This window comes from Nordella sp. HKS 07, from assembly GCF_011046735.1.
Taxonomy (GTDB): domain Bacteria; phylum Pseudomonadota; class Alphaproteobacteria; order Rhizobiales; family Aestuariivirgaceae; genus Taklimakanibacter.
The window spans coordinates 4453681-4470247 of sequence record NZ_CP049258.1; the positions used below are offsets into that span (position 1 = coordinate 4453681).

The 16567-nt window shown below is 59.6% G+C and carries 12 protein-coding genes; 7 read left to right on the plus strand and 5 right to left on the minus strand.

All coding sequences use genetic code 11. The annotated features are described in order from the left end of the window. Positions 1–11: 11 nt before the first annotated feature. Positions 12–1646, minus strand: a complete 1635-nt coding sequence (gene groL / locus G5V57_RS20920; RefSeq protein ID WP_165169493.1) for a chaperonin GroEL — start codon at positions 1644–1646, stop codon at positions 12–14. 29 nt (positions 1647–1675) lie between these two features. After that, positions 1676–1987, minus strand: coding sequence for a co-chaperone GroES (locus G5V57_RS20925; RefSeq protein ID WP_165169494.1), 312 nt, complete (start codon positions 1985–1987; stop codon positions 1676–1678). A gap of 1040 nt (positions 1988–3027) precedes the next feature. On the opposite strand from G5V57_RS20925, the gene G5V57_RS20930 reads away from it, so the two are divergent. The 5 genes from G5V57_RS20930 (at position 3028) to G5V57_RS20950 (ending at position 10062) form a co-directional block, all read left to right on the plus strand. Beyond that, positions 3028–3243 carry a hypothetical protein gene (locus G5V57_RS20930; protein ID WP_165169495.1) on the plus strand — a complete coding sequence of 72 codons (216 nt, stop codon included), beginning with the start codon at positions 3028–3030 and terminating at the stop codon, positions 3241–3243. 131 nt (positions 3244–3374) lie between these two features. Beyond that, complete coding sequence (locus tag G5V57_RS20935) at positions 3375–5681, plus strand: glycosyltransferase family 4 protein (protein WP_165169496.1); 2307 nt, start codon at positions 3375–3377, stop codon at positions 5679–5681. A gap of 49 nt (positions 5682–5730) precedes the next feature. Then, entirely contained in the window at positions 5731–7017 is a 1287-nt protein-coding gene (locus tag G5V57_RS20940; protein ID WP_165169497.1) for a glycoside hydrolase family 130 protein, read from the plus strand. A gap of 5 nt (positions 7018–7022) precedes the next feature. Then, positions 7023–8558, plus strand: a complete 1536-nt coding sequence (locus G5V57_RS20945) for a phosphomannomutase/phosphoglucomutase (RefSeq protein ID WP_165169498.1) — start codon at positions 7023–7025, stop codon at positions 8556–8558. Between the two features lie 55 nt (positions 8559–8613). After that, complete coding sequence (locus G5V57_RS20950) at positions 8614–10062, plus strand: mannose-1-phosphate guanylyltransferase/mannose-6-phosphate isomerase (protein ID WP_165169499.1); 1449 nt, start codon at positions 8614–8616, stop codon at positions 10060–10062. Positions 10063–10951: 889 nt separating this feature from the next. On the opposite strand, the gene G5V57_RS20955 is transcribed toward G5V57_RS20950, so the two are convergent. Further along, positions 10952–11317: a putative quinol monooxygenase gene (locus tag G5V57_RS20955; RefSeq protein ID WP_165169500.1), complete on the minus strand. Its 366-nt coding sequence runs from the start codon at positions 11315–11317 to the stop codon at positions 10952–10954. Between the two features lie 349 nt (positions 11318–11666). On the opposite strand from G5V57_RS20955, the gene G5V57_RS20960 reads away from it, so the two are divergent. Beyond that, on the plus strand, positions 11667–12122 hold the full coding sequence (locus G5V57_RS20960) for a hypothetical protein (protein ID WP_165169501.1): 456 nt from the start codon (positions 11667–11669) through the stop codon (positions 12120–12122). A gap of 260 nt (positions 12123–12382) precedes the next feature. Beyond that, on the plus strand, positions 12383–13324 hold the full coding sequence (gene mepA / locus G5V57_RS20965) for a penicillin-insensitive murein endopeptidase (RefSeq protein WP_371744574.1): 942 nt from the start codon (positions 12383–12385) through the stop codon (positions 13322–13324). An 83-nt stretch (positions 13325–13407) separates the two neighbouring features. Here mepA and G5V57_RS20970 read toward each other — a convergent pair whose 3' ends face one another. Continuing rightward, positions 13408–14277 carry a DUF4118 domain-containing protein gene (locus G5V57_RS20970; protein WP_165169502.1) on the minus strand — a complete coding sequence of 290 codons (870 nt, stop codon included), beginning with the start codon at positions 14275–14277 and terminating at the stop codon, positions 13408–13410. A 151-nt stretch (positions 14278–14428) separates the two neighbouring features. Then, positions 14429–16522: a DUF294 nucleotidyltransferase-like domain-containing protein gene (locus tag G5V57_RS20975; protein ID WP_165169503.1), complete on the minus strand. Its 2094-nt coding sequence runs from the start codon at positions 16520–16522 to the stop codon at positions 14429–14431. Positions 16523–16567 lie beyond the last annotated feature (45 nt).

Below are 16567 nucleotides of genomic sequence, written 5' to 3' on the forward strand. Positions count from 1 at the left end.
ACAATGTGCCGTCAGAAATCCATTCCTCCCATGCCACCGCCTGCGGGCATTTGAGGTGCCGCGGTCGACTTTGGGCGTTCGGCGATCATGGCTTCGGTGGTGATCAGAAGCGCCGCGACGGAGGCGGCATCCTGAAGGGCCACACGCACCACCTTGGTCGGATCGATGATGCCGGCCGCGACCATGTCCACATAGGTTTCGTTCTGCGCATCGAAGCCGAAGTTTCCGGTCTTCTCCAACACCTTGCCGGCCACGATCGAGCCTTCGGCGCCTGAATTTTCGGCGATCTGGCGCAGAGGGGTCTCAAGCGCCTTGGCGACGATCTTGATGCCGGCGGTAATATCGGCATTGGGGGATGTCAGTGCTTCGACGACCTTTTTCGCTCGCAGAAGCGCAACGCCACCGCCCGGCACGATGCCTTCCTCGACTGCCGCGCGCGTCGCGTTGAGCGCGTCATCGACGCGATCCTTGCGCTCCTTCACCTCGATCTCGGTCGAGCCGCCCACTTTGATAACGGCAACGCCGCCGGCCAGCTTGGCGAGGCGCTCCTGCAGCTTCTCGCGGTCATAGTCCGAGGAGGTTTCCTCGATCTGTGCCTTGATCTGGCCGATACGAGCCTGGATAGCACTTTTCTCTCCGCTGCCATCGATTATGGTCGTATTTTCCTTATCGATTTGAACGCGCTTTGCCCGGCCGAGCATATCGATTGTCACATTCTCGAGCTTGATGCCGAGATCTTCCGAGATCAACTGGCCGCCGGTGAGGGTGGCTATATCTTCCAGCATGGCCTTGCGTCGATCGCCGAAGCCTGGCGCCTTTACGGCCGCGACCTTCAGCCCGCCGCGCAATTTGTTGACAACGAGTGTGGCAAGGGCCTCGCCTTCGACATCCTCGGAGATGATGAGGAGCGGGCGGCTGGATTGCACCACCGCTTCCAGGATCGGCAGCAGGGGTTGCAGGCTGGAGAGCTTCTTTTCGTGCAGGAGAATATGGGGATCTTCGAATTCGACGGACATTTTGTCGACATTGGTGATGAAGTAGGGCGACAGGTAGCCGCGATCGAACTGCATGCCCTCGACAATTTCGAGTTCGGTGTCCATGCCCTTGGCTTCCTCGACGGTGATGACACCATCCTTGCCGACTCTCTCCATCGCCGTGGCGATCATACGGCCAATCTCGATCTCGCCATTGGCCGAAATGGTGCCGACCTGGGCGATTTCATCGGATGATCCGATCTTCTTCGATCGCTTCTTCAGATCCTCGACGGCTGCCGCAACGGCCATTTCGACACCGCGCTTGAGGTCCATCGGGTTCATGCCGGCGGCGACCGCTTTCGCCCCTTCGCGAACGATTGCCTGGGCCAGGACCGTTGCTGTTGTGGTGCCATCTCCAGCCATGTCGCTCGTCTTGGACGCGACTTCACGCAGCATCTGGGCGCCCATATTCTCGAACTTGTCTTCGAGTTCAATTTCCTTGGCGACGGTGACGCCGTCCTTGGTGGTGCGCGGTGCGCCGTAGGCTTTGTCGATCACGACATTGCGGCCTTTCGGGCCGAGCGTTATTTTGACGGCGTTGGCGAGGATGTCGACGCCACGCAGCATGAGCTCGCGGGCATCGGTGGAGAATCTGACGTCTTTGGCGGCCATGGGCTTATTCCTTGGATGTATTGCCGAATTCAGGCGGCTTTTGCGACCGCTGGCGTGACGATCACGCCCATAATATCATTTTCTTGGATGATCAGGAATTCCTCGCTGTCGATCTTGACTTCGGTTCCCGACCACTTGCCGAACAGGATAATCTCGCCTGCCTTCACATCGATGGGAATGAGTTTACCCGCCTCGTCCCTGCGACCGGGGCCGACGGCGACCACTTCGCCCTGCACCGGCTTCTCCCTGGCGGTTTCAGGTATGATGATGCCACCTTTGCTCTGGGTGTCTTGTTTGAGCCGGCGGACGACGACACGATCGTGGAGGGGGCGGAACTTCATAAGGTTCTCCTTGCAAAGGGCAGGTTCCGCGAAAGCCGAGCTTTCGCGGTCAAGAAGCGCTTGCGCGCAACATGTTTTGTGTGAAGGGTGGGCTGGCGCTTTGAATAGGAGAGTGCCAGCCTATTCTCCAACATGGTGTCACGCCCTTCGATCGGCAAGCGATATCATATGGGAGGGGCGGAATTCTTTCGCATTGGCGCAATTGGAAGGATCCGGTTCTGGCGCTGGAACGAGCTGTGATCGAAAAGAATTGCTTAGGTAATCTGGGCATGAGAGCGCATATGACGATGTATCGTCAGCTTCGACCCCTGGGCAATACTGATGACAGAGAGATAGCAGCTCCCGCCTTTCAGGCCCTGGAGGTTATCCTTGATACTGATCCCGAGTATTTCGATCGTTTGTTCGTTCTTCGCAGCCGGATGTCAAAGCTTGTTCCCTGCGATCCAGAATGGTCAGGCGCTTCGTAAATGTGTCATAGCAGGACCGCCTTGGCGCAATCGTCATTGGTCGTCTGGCTCCCAGCATCCTACGGCATCGATACTGCCTTGCTATCAGTATTGAGTCTTCTTTGACTCGACCGATCGCCGCATACGTTGAATCATGGAGGACACGATGGCCAAAAGCCAGATGAGACGCAACAGAGAACACAAGAAGCCCAAGAAGCAGAAGGCGGAAATCGTGCCGACGCTCTCTGTATCCTCGGTATTCGCAAGCCCGCCGGCGCGACCGAAGGCTGTCCAGTACGGAAAGCGTCAGAAGTAATTAATTCATTGTCGTCGTCCTGGCGCTATCGAAAGAATTGATTAGGTATTCGGCGCGCCAGAGCCCATATGATCATCATCATCAGCATTTATCTCTGGGCAATACTGGTGACAGAGAGATAGCAGCTCCCGCCTCGAAGGCATTGGAAGCTATCCGGCTTGAAGATTTGCCGCGCCGGCACTCGCCCGCCATAAGCACAGAGTTACATCTCAAGCTTGGCATGGGATTTGTGCCCGACCATTGAGCCGCTTCCTTCCCCTTTCCGAAGGAGATGATTGATGAACAAAATTCAAACAGTGGTATCGGCGGAGTACGCCAACGACGCCGTCAAGGAGACGGCCGGCAGGGTGACTGCCGAGACCCGAAGGGAATCGGTCCGCAGGATCCCTGGGCTGGTCCTTGAGACCCCTGAGCTGGTCCGCAAGACCCGTGGACTATGGGCCGGGAGCCGCGACGCCTTAGGCGGTTTCATAGAGACGCTGAGAGGTAGATAGGCGTGCGGATCGCAAGATCCGACAGCCACGCATTACGAATGGTGCCGTCCCTCAAGGGTCGCCGCGTAGGAACGCATGAAAATGTCGGCCGGAGTCGAATTATCAGGCCTCTCACTTTGAAGGACGTTTGAATGGACGCACAACCGACATCACATACCAGAATAGCGCTCATCGGCAATTATCTTCCCCGCCGTTGTGGGATCGCGACATTTACCCACGATCTTCATCGTGCGCTCTCGATGTCGAAACCCGATATCGAGGCCTATGTGGTCGCCATGACCGATCAGGGGCGAGCCTACGACTATCCCCCGGCAGTTCGATTTCAGATTCAGGACCAGGTGGTGGATGAGTATGTGCGGGCTGCCGAGTTCCTGAATCAGGCGCGGTTCGATGCGGTGTCTCTGCAGCATGAATTCGGAATATTCGGAGGCGAAGCCGGCGGTCATATCATTGAGCTTCTCTCTCGACTTCACATGCCGGTCGTCACCACGTTTCATACGGTTCTCTCGGCGCCCACTTTGGTTCAGCGCGACGTCATGCGTGGCATCATCGATGCTTCCGCAAAGGTGGTCGTCATGGCGGAGAAGGGGCGCGAGCTTCTTCGCAGTGTCTACGGCATGTCGTCGGATCGGATAGAGGTAATTCCGCACGGAATTCCCGATGTCGCCTTCCTCGATACACATTTTGCCAAGGCAAAGCTCGGCTTCAGCGGTAAGCCCGTCATCCTGACATTTGGTCTCCTTTCTCCGAACAAAGGCATCGAAGTCATGATCGACGCGATGCCGTCGATCCTCGAATCGTGCTCAGACGCCGTCTATGTGGTGCTCGGCGCGACGCATCCCAATCTGGTGCAGCAGCAGGGAGAAGCCTATCGCGAGGGGCTGGTGACACGGGCAAGAGACCTCGGCGTCGATGGTCATGTCGTGTTCGTTGACCAGTTCGTCGACCAGCCGACGCTTCTGGAATACATCTCGATGTCTGACGTCTATGTCACGCCCTATCTCAACGAAGCCCAGATGACGTCGGGCACGCTTGCTTATAGTTTTGGCTCGGGCAAGGCCGTCGTCTCGACACCTTACTGGCACGCCCAGGAACTGCTGGCCGAAGGGAGGGGCATCCTCGTCCCGTTCTCTGATGCTAAGGCCATTGGCGCGGCGGTGGCCGGGCTGCTTACCAACGACGTTCGCCGGCACGCCATGCGCAAGCGGGCTTATGCGACGAGTCGGTTGATGACATGGGCGCAGACCGCGAAGCGCTACCGCATGGTTCTCGACGAAGCGCGCACGATTGGTCCACCGGCCAGATCGACGCGTATCGAGCAGGAAACGCTTTGGCGCGCCGGATATCCCGTTCCTGAAATATCGCTCAGATACTTCCTGTCCATGTGCGATAGCACGGGCCTGTTGCAGCATGCCGTTCATTCCGTGCCTGACCGCTCTCACGGCTATTGCGTCGACGACAATGCGCGCGCCCTGATTTTTGCATCGCGGCTTGGTAGCCTTGGCGAAAGTCACTTGTCCGAAAGGGTAATCGCGCGCTTTGCCGCCTTCATCCAACATGCCTGGAACCCGGATAGTGGCAGGTTTCGGAATTTCATGAGCTATGACCGGCGCTGGCTTGAGGATATTGGCTCGGAAGATAGCCACGGGCGCACGCTGTGGGCGCTCGGTGAATGTGCAAGGAGCGACACGGCTGCTTCACGTCGGCAGTGGGCGGCGGCGCTCTTCCGCACTGCCCTTCCGGCGGTTGAGACGTTTCAGTCTCCGCGCGCTTGGGCCTTCGCGCTTCTCGGACTGGACGCCTATTGCGCAGCCAATGCGGCGGATCAAGCCGTCACCACATGTCGTGAAACTCTTGCCGCCAGGCTGATGTCGTCATTGGCCTCGGTCGAAACGGCGGACTGGGTATGGTTCGAAAACCTGCTTGCCTATGACAATGCGCGCCTGCCCGAGGCCCTGCTTCTGACCGGACTGGCGACAAAGACGCCCGCTTATGTCGATGCCGGCCTGCGGACCTTGCGCTGGCTCATGACACAGCAGACCGCGCCTACCGGGCATTTCCGACCGGTTGGGACGGAAAGCTTCGGTATACCCTGGCAGTCGCCCAAACGGTTCGACCAGCAGCCGGTCGAGGCAGCGGCAACGATCTCGGCCTGTCTCACGGCATGGCGGGCAAACAGCACCGGTGAGTGGGAAGTCGGTGCCATGCGCGCCTTCAGCTGGTTTCTGGGAGACAACGACCTCGCATGTCCCCTGGTAGATCTGGCCATCGGCAGTTGTTCGGATGGGCTTCATCCAGACCGGCCGAGCGAGAACAAGGGGGCGGAATCGGTTCTCTCATATCTTCTCGGGCTGACTGAAATCCGACGCTTCATGCGCGCCGACGCCGCGCCGGATCGCACCGAACAAGCATCATCGCGACTGGCGCTAAGCGCCTGATCGCTCCCAATTGCCACGCGAATGACAGCAAGGAGCTTCGTTCACGCCTATGTTCCTGAACCGACAGGCGCTTTATCTGCGCCCGGATCCTTCAAGGGTCGTCGTGCGCCCGTTCAAGCCGGCGATCGAGCCGCGCGACCTCAATCCGACGGACAAGACGCGCGCCAACCATATCGTCGATCGGGTGATCGGGCTCGATCCTGACGCGGCATCAGTGCAACTGGCGGACGTGCTGGAAAATTTCAATGGCCGGCACCGGAACCTGCTGGAGACATTCGAAGAGCGTGCCGCCGAAATGGAGGATGCCTTGGCACCTCATATTGCTTTCAGCAAGATCCAGCGCCAGCTTGTCGGCGCCTATTTTCTTCATGAATATTCTTTTGAGGCGGCTGCCTTGTTCAATCCCAGTATTGTCCGAAATCCCGACCAGACAGGGGCGCCTGAGGGCGGGTGCCGCTTCATCCTGAGCCTTCGTGCCGTTGGCGAAGGTCACATTTCGTCACTGACCTTCCGCTCTGGATCGATCTCGGCGCAGGGCGACGTCTCCATTGATCCGACCGCACGTCTTGCGTCCATCCCCAAGGTTCAAAACCGTTCCGCCAGGCTCGACGGCGAGGATGTCGAGGTCATATTCAAGCTCGATGGGCATTTGAGCGAGCGCGTTATTTTTCCAATCACTCTGTCCCAGTCAAATGGCATCGAGGATGCTCGGTTTGTTGAATTCGACACCGGCGAAGGTAAGATTTTCTACGCGACTTATACCGCCTATAGCGGCAGAGCCATCCGGTCCGAGCTGATCGAGACCGTCGACTTCATTTCCTTCCGCCTGACGCCTCTTGGCGGTCTGGCGGCACGGAACAAGGGAATGGCACTCTTCCCGCGTAAAATCGACGGCCATTACGCGATGATCGGCCGGCAGGACAACGAGAATCTCTATTTGCTCTACTCCGATGATCTCTACACCTGGGAAAGTGGCCGGGTCATCCTGAAGCCTGAATACCCTTGGGAATTCGTACAACTGGGCAATTGTGGATCGCCGATCGAGCTCGAAGAAGGCTGGCTTCTCTTGACTCATGGCGTCGGTCCCATCCGGAAATATTCGATCGGCGCGGTTCTTCTGGACAAACAGGATCCGACCCGGATTCTCGCCAGAACCGCCGAGCCGCTTCTTCGCCCTGAGCCCGCCGAGCGCGAAGGCTATGTGCCCAATGTCGTTTATAGTTGCGGCGCGCTTCGCCACGGCGATCAGATCATCCTGCCCTATGCGGTATCGGATACTTTCTCCAATTTCGCGACGATCAAGATTACCGCGCTCCTGCAGACGTTGAGTGGATGACGGCGATGCTGCCCAAACCATACGCCAATCTCATCCCCAACACTCTGGCTTTCGAAATGATGCCGCTCGTCAAGCCGACGGGATTCCGGGAATATGATGCGCGCTGGTGGTTCGGCCATCCGGGTTCCGCTGAGCCGCCCGAGATCAATCTTATGGGCGTGCAGGCGCTGGGCATGGGACTGGGGACTCTGGTCCATGAATTTGGCGTGCAGCCGCATGTCGTGACAGGCCATGATTTCCGCGCTTATTCCATGGCGATCAAGATTGCGCTCACCCAGGGTCTGATGGCGGCCGGATGTACCGTGCACGATATCGGCCTCGCAATGTCGCCAATGGCCTATTTCGCCCAATTCGCCCTTGATATCCCGGTGGTCGCCATGGTGACGGCGTCTCACAACGACAATGGCTGGACCGGCGTGAAAATGGGTGCCGAGCGTCCGGTCACTTTCGGGCCCGATGAAATGGCCCGGCTGCGCGACATCGTTTTATCGGGCAGCTACAAGTCGCGCAAAGGCGGCGCATATCGTTTCGTAGAGAACTTTGCCGACACCTATGTCGCCGACCTGACCCGGTGTCCTCCATTCAAGCGCCGGACCAAGGCGGTAGTGGCTTGCGGCAATGGTACAGCAGGAGCCTTTGCTCCCCGAATTCTCGAGGCTCTGGGTGTCGAGGTCATCACGCTCGATACCGAGCTGGATTACAACTTCCCGCATTACAACCCGAATCCGGAAGACATGAAGATGCTTCATGCCATGGCGATGAAGGTGAAGGAATGTGGCGCTGACATTGCTTTGGGTTTTGACGGCGACGGCGACCGCTGCGGCATCGTCGACGATGAAGGCCAGGAGATCTTTGCTGATAAGATCGGCGTCATGCTCGCCCGCGATCTGTCGAGGCTCCATCCCGGCGCGCAATTCGTGGTGGACGTCAAATCGACCGGTCTCTTTGCCACGGATCCGGTGTTGATTGCCCAAGGCGCCAGGACCGACTATTTCAAGACGGGACATTCCTATATCAAGCGTCGCGTAAAGGATCTCTCCGCTTTGGCGGGGTTCGAGAAGTCAGGTCATTTCTTCTTCAACGCACCAATTGGCAGGGGATATGACGACGGCATGGTGACGGCGATCGCCGTTCTCGACATGCTCGACCGCAATCCGGAAAAATCGATGGCCGATCTCTATCGCGAGTTGCCCAAGACCTGGGGTTCTCCGACCATGTCAGCCCTTTGCGCCGACGAACTGAAATATGGCGTTGTCGATCGGGTCGTTAACCGATTTGAACTGATGCAGCAGGCTGATGAACCGATTGCCGGTGCGCATATCAAGAGTCTCTCGACCGTGAACGGCATCCGCGTGGTGACGGATGACGGCACTTGGGGACTGGTGCGGGCTTCCTCCAACAAGCCGGAACTGGTCGTCGTGGTCGAGAGCCCGACATCTGAAGCGCGACTGCATGAGATGTTTCACGCCGTCGATGCCGTGCTGCGCGAGAATCCGGACGTCGGCGCTTACAATCAGACGCTTCAAGCGCCGCCATCCTGAGGTTTCGGCGCTTTTAACCCGGCAAATCACGCCGGCCAAAAAGATAGGAAAAGCGATGGCAACTGCCAGGATAGTCCCCGTTCTCCTCGCCGGCGGCGGCGGCTCGCGGCTGTGGCCAGTCTCGCGCGATTCATTGCCGAAGCAGTTTCAGCCACTGGTCGGTTCGCTCTCGACCTTTCAACAGACGCTTCAAAGGGTCTCCGATCCGGATTTGTTCGAAGACCCGATAGTCATCACGAGCGAGGCATTCAAATCCTTCGCCAGCCGGCAGGCCGGCATCGTGGACCGGCCGGTCTCGCTCATCCTCGAACCCTGCCGGCGCGATTCAGCGGCAGCCGTTGCCGTAGCGGCTTTGCTGGTGGAGCATCGGCGTTCGGGATCACCCGTGCTCGTGCTCGCCGCTGATCACGTCATTCTTGATGACTCCCTTTTTCTCGAGGCGGTCCGCTCTGGACTTGAAGCGGCTGATGATGGGAAGATTGTCGTCTTCGGTCTTCCGCCCACGGCGCCCAAGACGAACTTCGGCTATATACGGCGAGGCGCGCCGGCTGGAGAAAATGACGATGTCAGCCTGGTCGAGGCATTCTTCGAGAAGCCGACTCGTGAAAATGCAGTTACCTATCTCAACGAGGGTTATCTCTGGAATTCCGGTAATTTCCTGTTCCGCTCCGATGTGATGATTGAGGAGTTCGCCAGATACGCGCCCGACGTGCTTATGGCGGCGCGCCGCTCAATCGCGGCCGCGCAATCCGGGCGAGGCATCATGCGGCTCGATGAACCGGCCTTTTCAGCGTCTCCAAAGATATCGATCGATTATGCCGTGATGCAAAAGACCGGCAATGCTGCCGTCGTTGCCGGACGCTTTCGTTGGTCGGATATAGGCAGCTGGGATGCGATCTGGGAAATATTGCCGCATGACGAGTGTGGCAACGCGGCATTGGGCCGGGGCATGGCGATACAAAGCCGCAATTGTCTCGTTCATTCCGAAGGGATTCTCACGACCGTTATTGGCGGCGCGGATCTCGTGGTTGTTGCTACTGCTGACGCCGTCCTGGTGTGCCCGCGCGAGCGGATCCAGGAGATAAAGGGGGTTGTCGAAAGGCTTCAGGGTGAGAACACAAGGGAAGCGAGTATGCATAGGCGGGACGTTCAGTCCTGGGGTTACATCGAGAGCGCTGGAGAGGGAGTGAAACGGATTGTGGTCGATCCCGAAGGAGTGGTCGGCTCACGTCGTCAAATGCGTCATTCCGCGCATTGGATCGTTATAAAGGGAACCGCCAGCACGATTGTTGGAGGTGTCGAGCGGACTGTCCGAGAGGGCGGATCACTCCATGTTCCTGGCGCAGCGATGTGCGAGCTCTCGAATTTCAGCAACGTCCCGCTCGAGATCATCGAAGTCAGGACGGGTAGGGGGAGCACTTCCGGCGGAGATGACATGCATCAGGCTGCAGAAGCCGTCGATAGGAGCCGTAACCTACGCGCCGTCACGGCTCTGGTTCGGTGATCGGCGCGTTGCGCTGCTGGCCGCTTTTCCGAGGTTCGGATCATGACTCTTGCAGATCTTTTGCGAAGTGAAGCGGGCCAGATGGCCGCAACTCTGAAGAAGCACTTGCCTGGTGTCGTGGACGAGAAACGACGCTTGGAGCGATCGCAGCAACAATCCTGGCATGCCGAACGTTTGGCCCTTCTAACGAAGGAGGAGCACGCCGGCCTTAACGGACCAGCGCGCCTGGCGGCTTACAAGCCTCACATGGCAATACATCCCGATTGTCCATATTGCTGGATGCTCGAGGGCAGGCACATGCCTCTCATGCCCGCCCTCGCGTCGCCGGGCACAGTTGCTTGCCCACATTGCGGTGGACGCTATATCGAATGGCTTTGACTTCCGGTTGCCGCGGAAAGCCCGGTATCAGACACGTTTCTTGGACCGCTTGCTGGGCGGAGCCGCTTGGCAAAGGACTTCGATTGCATCCCGCGAATTGCTTTGGGCGGCGGCCAGTGTCCTGTCGGTACCGCTTTTGACTATTACGACGCCGCTCCGAATGGTCCAATCAAACCCTCCAGCGCGGCCTGGATTGATTGAACTCGCATATTTTACGCCATCCGACATCCAGTTAGCCTTTCATCTTGATTCCAAAACTGACCATGCGCCCATTTCGGGCCCCAGGTCGAGGAATTATACTGCGGGGCTCACCTGCCATGATGGATTGGACCGACAATCCAAGGAAATCAGATAGTAAGTCGAGGTGGTCATCGAGCTCGGGATGCCTTGCCGCCGCGGCTAAGCTGACGGCACCGCCATAGGAGTGGCCTGCGATCGCAACCGAGGCTAGTCCTGGCGCGCTAGCGAAGGCGGCCGACCCAAGCCATCCGGCGGTAACTCGATCCGCATGTCAGCGCTCAACACCACTCTGGTAAACGAACCAAACAGGATTGAACGGCGCAAGCGCGTCTCGGAGTTTGTCCAATTCAGTTGCGGGGCCGTGAACCTCCAATCTGGTCAAGTCGGCGATGGTCAGCAGTTCCTGCAACATTGGGCCAACGTTGGTGAGATGCTCCAATAGCCCTTCGGCGTCCACATAGGCTTCGCGGCAGAACAGGTTGTCGCCATTTATAGTGAAGTCGTAGTAGAGATTTTTTCTCTCGGTCGCGGTTTTGGAGATGAACGCGGGGAGAGACGCTTTCACCGCCTCGAGCTTGCCGGGATGCGCGTTGAAGTATGGATGAAGGCTTACGCTATTGGATGGATGAGATGTCATCGCTTATATCCTTGGCTGAGCGTTTACAGGCGCGGAAGTCGGCAGGAGATCTCTACGCGCAGTCCCATGTTCGGCCGAGGGAGGGACGATCCCGCGACCGTGTCACAACCCCCGGACCCAACTCCGTCGCGTTTCTGCTTGCGGCATCGCAGTCTTGACCGGTTGAGTTTGAGAGTGCCGTCAGGTGCCGTGACAGTCCATAGGTGCTGCGCCACATGACAGCTCTTTAATGTTGACAGCCTTAGTGAACGGCAATTCCGGGTGTCTTTGGAGAATAGTGCAGAAGCCGCCCCATTTTTTTCATGATTCCCGCGCAGCTTGAGGGCATCTGGGGCACAGGAGGCGGGGCATGCTAAAAGCGCTGATGGTGACGGTGGGCCTGGGTGTTATCCTTGTGGTTACTGGTCCTGTGGGAGCGGCCCACGCTGACACGCTTGTCGGCATCGGTCTTGGCGCCGCAAATGATCAAGGCCCATACTACTGGCCAGCTCGTAGCGGAGTAAGCTGCGGTGAAGGCCGGCGTATCGTGGCTTCGGGCGGCTTTCACAGCGTGAAACCCCTCGACTGCCACGGCAGTGAATATATTTATCGCGGAATCCGCGACGACGGCCTGTACAAGATCACGCTACGATCGAGCAGCGGCCGCATTGAGGGTGTTGACCGTATCCGCAGCTGGGACCGTTATGGCTGGGATGGCAACTACAACGGCGAGGATGACTATAGTGATCGTGGCTACGGTTACAGCGCTGATGGTTTCGGTAGTGGCGACTACGGTGCCGGTTTCGACGACGAGGTCGATTTCTGAGAACAATATGGCAAGCATCAAGGCTCGCATTTCTTGAAGTTCAGATGATAGCCGTCCGCTCTTTCGCTGTTCGATGAGCCGCTGATCCGCGCGGGAGCAAAGATATCACCACAGTCCATAGCCGCTATACCAGATGACAACACTTTAATGATGACATCCTTGGTGAGCGGCATTGATCGGAGTAAGCGCTTCGAGCCTCGTGCATGAGTGTCATTTTTCGTCGGCCTGTTGATTCGCTGGGGACCCTCGTTTTGCGGCATATGACGTTGAGCACGTCGAAACAATTTCCCACCGTCGCTCTCGCGGGTTCGATTCTCCTGGCCCTAGTGATGTGTCCTGCGGCAGCGCTGAGCCAGCCTGAACGGGTGGCGAGCACCACCAGTGCCTTGCTGAAGAAGCCGGCCAAGCAGGTATTTGGCGCCATCAAGGCGCCGATCAGCATGAAGGCGCGGGCGATCGGGACCTATGCGCGCGGCTGTCTTGCGGGCGCTCAGGCGCTCCCCGTCGATGGCGCAGCGTGGCAAGTGATGCGCACATCCCGCAACCGCAACTGGGCCCACCCGGCGATGATCTCGCTAATCGAAAAGCTCGCTTCCGACGCCAAGAAATATGACGGCTGGAACGGTCTCCTGGTCGGCGACGTCGCCCAGCCGCGCGGAGGGCCCATGCGCGATGGCCATGCCAGCCACCAGATGGGGCTCGATGCCGACATCTGGCTCACGCCAATGCCCGGCTACACGCTCACCACCGAAGAGCGGGAAGACATGGTGCCGCGCGAGATGGTGAAGGACCGCCATACGCTCGACAGGTCGGCCTGGACCGAAGCGCAGGCCCGCCTCATCAAGCGCGCCGCGTCTTATCCGCAAGTCGCGCGCATCTTCGTGAACCCGCCGATCAAGGCGGAGCTCTGCAAATGGGCGACGGGCGACAGGTCGTGGCTGGCCAAGGTGCGTCCCTGGTACGGGCACACTTTTCATTTCCATGTCCGCATCGTCTGTCCGAAGGACTCGCCCGATTGCAAGAACCAGTCACCTGCGGTGCCCAAGGACGGGACCGGCTGTGGTCAGGAACTCGCCTACTGGATGGGCGACAAGCCCTGGTATTGGATAGAGCATCCGAAATTGCAGAACCCGCATCCACCGCCGCCACCGCCACTCTCGAGCCTGCCGGCCGAATGCCGGCGCATCGCGCTCACGCGGTGAGCGAGGCATCCCATCCGCGATTTCTTACTGGTGATCTGGCGAACGGCCTTTGTTTACGTGGCGGCAGTGTGAGGCGGGCTTTCTCAATCCGCGGAGCGAGCGTTCCCACCAATCGGAAAATGTCGACTGCCAAGCGCCAGCGCCAGGACACTTCCAACGATAACGACCAGCGTGTCTGCTGCTGGAGGCCGTTCGCCGGGATCGAATGCAAGTCCGAGAACTGCCGGGGGTCCCCCCGCTGCCGTCGCTGGCCAAAAGTCGAAGCGCGAGGCCACGGAAGGATAGATACCGGCGCGGGCGACGGTTCCCGTCTCCAGCGATGCTCGCGCCGCCTCGAAGTCAGCCTCGCGCGGCTCCACGCCGCCGACCGTGCTGACGGAAACCGCCTTGCCTTCCGAATAAAGCATCACGACGACCGGGTTCTGGAACAGCATTGCCAGGGTCTTGGAAGTGGCAGAGACGATGGCCTCCTTGCCGTCTGCCGCCAGGACGGCGCGGCCATAATCCTGCACGAGGGTCAGCTGTCGTCTCAGGAGCACCGCATCGCTCGCTCTCAGCCTCGATGTGAAGGCAACGCCACTTACAATGAATCCGACCACACAAAGCAGTGCGATCGCCCAGATATATGCCGGGTCGTCGACGGCCAGTGAGTAAAGAGGCTCAGTCAGGAAGAAATTATAGGCGAAAGCGCCGAGTACGGCCGAGAAGAGGGAAGGCCCCAGGCCGAAGCTGACGCCCGCGATTACCACCGGCACGACGAACAGGAGCGAGATGTTCGGAATCGTGACACCGCTGTTGACACCGACGGCTACGGCAGTCGCGACTGCGGTCAGGGCAAACGAAGCAAGATAGCCCACCGCCGGCGTAGCCCCGGACGCTGCCGAGACCAAGAGTGGATCGGCGTCCAGCACCGGTGTGATGTAGCGTCGTACTTTCGATTCAAGATTAGCCATCGGTTCGACTCCTGCTGCGCGGTCTCGCGCCATCAACCCGTTAGCGGAAGGGCGTGCCAATAAAAGGCTAGAGCAACCCCAGTATACACCAGTCCCGTCAGACACGTCTCCCGAAGGCGGCCTTGTGTGGGTCTCTCTGACCCGGTCTAGTCTAGCGCTCGTATGTCGCTGCGATCAGGCTGCCCGTTGCCTTGATGGCCTCCACCAGAGCAGCCTTCTGGCGTACGCCCTTTGGTGCGATTTCGACGCGGCTCGATATCGGCACGCCGGCGCGGCTGTCGGCGATTTGTTGGTCGAGTACCGCCTTCATCAGGGCGCGGAATCCGGCAATGCCCTTGTCCATGAGTTCGGCTTCGGCGAGGCCGCGCGCCTTGACTTCAGTGAGCCGCGAGATTGTCGAGCGCGCCCGAATGCCATGCTTGAGAGCAAGGGCGCGCGCCAGCGTCGTGATCGGCAGAAGCCCGTTGCGCTTGAGGTCGAGGCGTCCATCCCCGTCGACCTGGAGTCGGCCGAACAGTTTGACGGGCGGCTGCCATTGCCGCGCCATCGCGGCGAGCGAGGCTATGAACTGAGGCGCCCCGGCCGCGCGACCATAAGCGAAATCCATTACTTCGCCGGCAAGGGCGAAGTCGCCATGGACGGGCACGCCATCGAAGAAGATGTCGCTGGCCAGGGCGGCCTCGGGGCCCGGATTGCCGATCCAGCCGGCAATGGCCTCTTTCCAGTTGCCGGTGCTCAGGCGGCAGGATGGACTGCTGGCCATCACACCGCCCTCGCAATAGCGGATGCCGACCTCATGCAGGACGCCGGTCAAATAGGCGCCGGCTGCTGCAAACCAATGGTCTTCCGGTCCATCGGGCTCGCCGGCTGAATAGACATAGGCATTGTCCTGATCGGCATTCATCAGGCTGTCGCCGCGGCCCGCCGAACCCAATACCAGGACGGCATAGGGAACCGGCGCTGGGCCTCGACCCTCCTTCACCATGCGGGCTTCGGCGATATGCGCCGCCCGCGCCGTGAGCGCGCGGATTTCGGCTGAGATTATGCCGGCGACATCTTCCGGATTGACCATTTCGCGCAACAGGCTTTCCACGACCGAAGGCAGGCGCGCCCAGGCCCGGCCGAGCTCGGCCACGCTTTCTGCGCTTTCTATTTCGTCGCCCAAAGCGAGCGCCGCCGTGGCGCGATGGGATAGAAGATCGGCGGCGGAAAGCACCCCGACGATTTCGCCTCGCCGGTTCTCCACACACAGGTAATCTGTTCCCAGTCGCTGCATGCGCGCCAGCGCCCGATACAGGAAATCATCATCCGTCACGCGCGAGCAGGGCGCGAGCTTCATCCCGGCGATGGCGCGCGGGCGTTCGGCCGCCGGCATCGACATGACACGCAGGAGATCGCTCTGTGTGATGAGGCGGGTTTCTTTCTTGTCCGATCGCACGACAAGAACACCGCCCGCTGACGGTTCGAGGATGAGCTCGGCCATGCGCTCGACCGCCTCCGACGGTTGGACGAAGACGGGACTGTGGCGCACGGCGTCGCGCACGCGATGGCGGAACGGATAGGTCTCCACCATCGCGGCCGCAGGCCTGTTGCCGCTTGCGATCGTGCGGTCCGGGGATATCCAGCCCGCGACGCGATGGAGGCGTTCCTCGCCCGGCAGATTGCTGCTTGCGGCCTCGGCTTCGGCTAAGGTCCTGACACCGGCATCACGCAAGAGCGGCACGAGCCTGACAAAGACCTGGGCGGCGGCCAGCGCATCGGGGAATGCGCGGTGGCGGCGCAGGATGTCGACCCCGAGCCAGTCACATAGGGTTTCCAGGGAATAGCCGGCGAGGTTTGGCGCCACGAGACGCGCGAGCACACGGACATCGAGACAGGCGGGAATCTTCCAGCTGCGATCAAGACGCCTGAACTCATGATCGATGACAGCGAGATCGTAGCCGATATTGTGGCCGATCACGACGGAGGATCCGACGAATGCGTCGAGCGCCTCGGTCACGTGTGCAAAGGCCGGGGCGCCGCGAAGATCGCGCGCGGTCAAGCCGTGAACCAGGCTCGCCCTCTCCGGTATCGGCACGCCCGGATTGATGAACTGATGGAACGTTTTGCTCGAATTCACCTCCTGGCCGTCCAGGCGGATGGCCGAGACTTCGATGACCCGCGCTGTCGCCGCATCGAGGCCTGTCGCCTCGATGTCTAGTGCAACCGCGGTCAGGGACATCAATGGGGTAAAGCTGGTATTCACCCGCGATCTCTTCGGTTACTGCGCGGACCGTGCCCAAGACTCCGT